This is a genomic window from candidate division KSB1 bacterium, assembly GCA_022562085.1.
GTDB lineage: Bacteria > Zhuqueibacterota > Zhuqueibacteria > Oceanimicrobiales > Oceanimicrobiaceae > Oceanimicrobium.
The window spans coordinates 1-4654 of record JADFPY010000355.1; the positions used below are offsets into that span (position 1 = coordinate 1).

Below are 4654 nucleotides of genomic sequence, written 5' to 3' on the forward strand. Positions count from 1 at the left end.
AGGTAAGCTTGGTGGGGATCCATTTGCTGAGATGATATTTCAATTATATACCGGCCCTGAGTTACAACTTTGATGTTTTCTCGTGTTTGCTTAATAAGAAGATCATTTTCAATTTCCTCGACACTCATATCCGGTAACTGAGCACTCAATGATAAAGCTTGTGCTTTCAGCCCAGGGGTTTTTCTTAGCTGTAGGGTATTGATGAGTTCTGCGATACACTGTTGACTTAAAATATAATTCTTGACTGCGGTAATGTCCTCGTTTGCTGTAACTCCCGGCACCACCGATCGCACGGCTCGGGTTAAAAGTTTACCTCCTGATACCAAAATAGTAGTAGATGATTGGTAAACAGGCATCAGCGAAAGCGAATAATAATAGGCCCCCAGGCCAAACAAAATTGTCGGGAAAATTAGAAGCCACTTCCTTCTTTTGGCCATATACCAATAAGTACGCCAATCGAAGACAGCCTTTTGTTGGTTTAGATTAAGAGTCTTAATATTGGCTATATTATTGTTCATGAAGAATGTAAGATTCTAAGAATTCAATTAACGATTGCATTAACAACGAGTGCCACCGCTGTTGCTGTTATAACTGGAATTAATATCCTTGTAAGTAAAAATGAACCCACACCTGCTCTCCTTGGAATAAAGATGTTATCTCCCGGTACAAGAATGGGGGGTTTAGGCTCAGAGCGGTCTAAATATTCTTTTAGATTTATCTTCATCATGCCGTTTTCCCCTTTCCTCCGCTTTAGGATTTTCACATCAGAGAGGTTGGCGGAAGGGGTTGGCCCGCCGGCTAAAATGATTGCATCCCATAAGTCGATATTTCTTTCCAAATTATATCTTCCAGGTGATACAACTTCGCCCGCAATATAGATTTCATTCTTTTGCGCAAAAGGTGAAGATACATCAACGGGCGAACTGACCGAAGGCCTTGTTGGCACATGAATCGTATCACCACCCTGAAGTTCAGGTAGCTGCGCTACGTCACCGCGCTCGAAATACCTGGTTAAGTCCACTTGCAGGATATCTCCGGAACCTTCACTTTCGCGTATAACAGAAATTTTTTCCAGATTGGCGGTCTCTGACAGTCCACCGGCTTCTTGCAAGACACGCCACAAATTAGGAATGACCTCAAACGAATAAGTGCCTGGAGTACCGACCTGCCCGGTGACAAAAATCTTATTGCCTTGATATTCGTTTATCACCACAGATGCCTGGGTTATTTTGATTCGATACCGGGAGATTTCGTCAATGATTCTTTGACTCAGTTCTGAAGCGGTTAAGCCCGCAGCTTGAATACGACCCGCTATCGGAATTTCGACAGTGCCATTCTGGGCCACAACAGGATTTGTGTTGAGATCAGGTTCTTGCCAGAAAGTGATCTCCAGCCTATCCCCTACTTGCAGGACATATTGTTGACCAGGCAGAGAAGTTGCAATCGTTGAAAACATCACTGTGAAAAGTATAATCTTAGCCAAACCCACTTTCGTTACATCTCCGATTTAGCTTTATTGGTTCGACTGGCATAATCCGCCCGGTCGATGTTGTACCTGTTTAACATGTCGTAAAATGTGGTTCGGTTGATACCCAGTTCTTGAGCCGTGCGGCTGACGTTTCCGTCATTCTTAAGCAATGCTTGTCGTACGCAATTTTCTTCGAATTCCTCTACTGCTTTTCGTAAGTTCATTTTTTCTTGAGGAGATTCTTCAAATTTAAGGTTGAAATCTTCGGGAATGATAACGGCATTTTTCGTCATGATAACAGCACGTTTAACCTTGTTTTCCAGTTCGCGTATATTGCCGGGCCAAGAATAATCTTGAATCAATTTCGTCGCTTCCCGGGAAAAACCTTTTATCTTTCTTTCGTGCTCCAGATTAAACTTATTCAAAAAGTGATTGGCCAGGGTAAAAATATCCTGCTCCCTTTCTCGCAGAGGGGGCGAATTGATAGGGATAACACTCAGACGATAAAACAAATCAGGGCGAAACCTCTCTTTTTCGATTTCTTCCTCAAGGTTGCGATTCGTCGCTGCAATAATTCGTACATCGATTTGTATGGGTTCTCTACCACCGACTCTTTCTATCTCACGCTCTTGAAAGAATCGCAAAAGCTTCACCTGGAGGGCAACGCTTAACTCTCCAATCTCATCGAGAAAAACCGTCCCCTGATTCGCCCGTTCAAGTCTGCCTTTTCGCTGCACATGAGCACCCGTGAACGCGCCTTTTTCGTGTCCAAAAAGCTCGCTTTCGAGCAAATTTTCCGGAATAGCGCCACAGTTGATAACTACGAAAGGAAAGTCTTTACGGGGACTCTGCATGTGAAGTGCTTTCGCAACCAACTCCTTACCTGTTCCACTTTCACCGGTGATGAGAATGGTGGCATCGGTGGCGCTCGTTCGTTCAATGATGTCATAAACTTCGGACATCTGTTGGCATTTGCCAATTATTTCAGGAGTATAAAATTCAGCACTGTTTTCCAAAGTTGACAGTTGAATTTCCGCTTCTAACTTTTGCAAATGTAAGGCGCGTTTGAGGATTATTTTAAACTCTTGGAGATCGATGGGTTTTTTGTAAAAATCGTAAGCACCCATCTGTACAGCTTTGAAAGCCAGCTCCCTTTGCTCGTTGCCAGTGATAATAATAACTTTTACCTTCGAGTCTAATAATTGTATGTCTTCAAAAAGCTGCAGGCCATCTTGATCTCCGTTTCCGGATAAAGCTATATCTGACACAACCAGGTCGGGATGTTCGCTTTTAAACAGCTCAATTCCCTCTTCAGCGTTGCCTGCCACAAGCACCTTATAATCTTGTTTTAGGCTCCATTTAAACTGATCCCGAATCCCTTCCTCATCATCAATGATCAAAATTTTTTTCTTGTTTTTATCCATCACTCACTTGGTTATAACTCTCTAATTAATTTGTCATCAATGCATTCCACTTCAGATTAGCGGGCGAGGGGAATTCACTCCGGGTTAAATCCTCTTTGATGGGAAGCCCGACATAAAAAGTCGATCCTGACCCAACGGTACTCTGAGCCCAAATCCGCCCGCCCAGCGTCTCGACGATCTCCTTGCAGTGATAGAGCCCAATCCCCAAACCGTTATCTTTAGTGGTCCGAAACGGTCTGAAAAGGCTGTTCTTGATAAAATCTTCCGTCATCCCGCAGCCGTTATCTGCAATCGAAATTTCAACAAATGCCGGCGGCAACCAATTCGACCGAATGTTGACTGGCAGTGCACTTGCCTTGCCCTTTGAAGCTTTGATCAAGATCTGTCCACCATTTGGCATCGCGTCTTTGGCATTGAGGACCAGATTAACGATTACTTTCTTGAACTGAGACAGATCCGACAACAATTTGGGAATTTTTTGAAATTTGAATTTTATTTTAAACTCTGAGCTTAACTTAATATCCTCCACCGATTTCCTAATCAACTCGCAGAGATCTATCTCTTCTAACAAAACCCGGCTGTGATTGGATCGCATCGAAATCCTTGAAAGCAAACCTTGCATGTTGTCCACGGAGCCCGAAAGTGTCTTGATTAAATCTTTGCGGAAATCAGGATTGTCCATATTTTCCCTGGCATTTTCCGATAGCATGGAAAGAATCGAAACGGTATTTCTCAAATCATGAACCACAAACGAGGAAAATTTGTGAAAAGACTCTAATTCTTTAGATTCTCTCAGGTTTTCTTGCAACTTTAGATTTTGAATCGCCATCGCAGAGTGATTTGCCAACGTTTCCAATAGTTCTAAATCCTCGTCGGTGTAACCTTTGCCTTTCTTTTCTCCTAAAACCATCATTCCAACAAGACCTGACTTTGTCAGCAAAGGAACACAGACCGAGACCTGCAATCTAGCAAATTGCTCTTCGATCTCCCTAAAAGGTTCGGGTAAAACTCTTTTAGTGGACGTTCCGGATAACTTAATCGGTTCCCCCAATCTCCACAACCAGTCAATGAACTCTGGCTGCAAGTTGAGGTTTATCGCATCAATATCCCTTAAGTTTTTTTTTTACTCAAAATGATATTTGTAGAACCATCTTGTACAAGTAAAATTGCCCCCTTTTCCACTCCAAGAAAATCGGTTATCGTGTTCAAGATGGCATGATTCAAGTTATCAACGTCGAGATTAAACGAAATTTCAGCACTAAACTGGCTCCATATGTTACGGTAATCATAACTTCCCCTAAAGAATGTCTTGTCGATAAGCTTTCTAACCCCCCTTTTCCAAGAAAAAGAAGTCATTATTATAAAAAAGAGAAAAACGACAGCACTGATGGCGACTATAGAAAAGAAAACTTGCACATCCTGGCCAATCATAGAAATTAACTTTCCCAGGATACCAACAAGAATAAGGTAGGCACCAACCCATAAAATCACAACAGAGGAGTATACCGTTTCCCTATCGTTGTCAAACGTGATAAAATTCTTGAACCGAGAGAGTCGAGGCGTGATACAGCCAAAGAATATGCAAAGTGAAATCAATACCAACAGACCCGGGTTAAGCGTTTTGACCAGCAATCCCTGGCTGGCAACTACAATAAACAGAACGAATATTCCCATAAAAAGGATAGTGGGAATCCGCGACTGTTTAACCCCTCGCAATATTCTCAGTTTTTTCTCGAAGATTGCAAGGATGACAACGCTTGAA

General features: G+C 42.5%; 5 protein-coding genes. All 5 read right to left on the reverse strand.

Annotation, left to right across the window (positions count from 1 at the left end; translation table 11 throughout):
- Nucleotides 1-518 (reverse strand): hypothetical protein (locus IH879_20055; protein ID MCH7677222.1); only part of this gene is annotated, 518 nt, incomplete at its 3' end.
- 23 nt (nucleotides 519-541) lie between these two features.
- Nucleotides 542-1483 carry a polysaccharide biosynthesis/export family protein gene (locus IH879_20060; GenBank protein MCH7677223.1) on the reverse strand — a complete coding sequence of 314 codons (942 nt, stop codon included), beginning with the start codon at nucleotides 1481-1483 and terminating at the stop codon, nucleotides 542-544.
- Nucleotides 1484-1494: 11 nt separating this feature from the next.
- On the reverse strand, nucleotides 1495-2892 hold the full coding sequence (prsR, locus tag IH879_20065) for a PEP-CTERM-box response regulator transcription factor (protein ID MCH7677224.1): 1398 nt from the start codon (nucleotides 2890-2892) through the stop codon (nucleotides 1495-1497).
- A 25-nt stretch (nucleotides 2893-2917) separates the two neighbouring features.
- On the reverse strand, nucleotides 2918-3943 hold the full coding sequence (locus IH879_20070; protein ID MCH7677225.1) for a GAF domain-containing protein: 1026 nt from the start codon (nucleotides 3941-3943) through the stop codon (nucleotides 2918-2920).
- Nucleotides 3944-4002: 59 nt separating this feature from the next.
- Nucleotides 4003-4566 carry a hypothetical protein gene (locus tag IH879_20075; GenBank protein MCH7677226.1) on the reverse strand — a complete coding sequence of 188 codons (564 nt, stop codon included), beginning with the start codon at nucleotides 4564-4566 and terminating at the stop codon, nucleotides 4003-4005.
- Nucleotides 4567-4654: the final 88 nt, after the last annotated feature.

Bases quoted from the DNA above. Each gene is read 5' to 3' on its own strand.
- prsR (MCH7677224.1), bottom strand. From the start codon at position 2,892: ATGGATAAAAACAAGAAAAAAATTTTGATCATTGATGATGAGGAAGGG.
- IH879_20075 (MCH7677226.1), bottom strand. From the start codon at position 4,566: ATGGGAATATTCGTTCTGTTTATTGTAGTTGCCAGCCAGGGATTGCTG.